Genomic DNA, 263 nt, shown 5'->3' with positions numbered 1-263 from the left:
GAGCGGAAATCTTTTCCATCCGGACCTGTCGTGAATTTTTCAGGTACTAAGAAATATGCTGGCAATGAACCGTCATTTAAAATGACATCAGCAATTCCTTTTTTATCGTATGCTAAATCAATCGCTTCACGTACTTTTTGGTTTTTAAATGTTGCATTTTTTTGGTTAAAACGTAAGAAATATATGCGTGGATCTAACTTCGTTTTAAATTCATCTGGCTTATTCTTTTTATATTTATCAACAAATTCAGAAGTTAAAATAAC

The 263-nt window shown here is 31.6% G+C and carries 1 protein-coding gene; it reads right to left on the bottom strand.

Annotated elements, in window-relative coordinates; all coding sequences use genetic code 11:
• A partial coding sequence (locus tag SB717_RS36900) for an ABC transporter substrate-binding protein (RefSeq protein ID WP_410908046.1) occupies nucleotides 1–263 on the bottom strand: 263 nt, incomplete at both ends.

This window comes from Priestia sp. SIMBA_032, assembly GCF_046535215.1.
Taxonomy (GTDB): domain Bacteria; phylum Bacillota; class Bacilli; order Bacillales; family Bacillaceae_H; genus Priestia; species Priestia aryabhattai.
The sequence above is the reverse complement of the archived record's forward strand: the minus strand, read 5'-3'. Positions and strand labels throughout refer to the sequence as shown.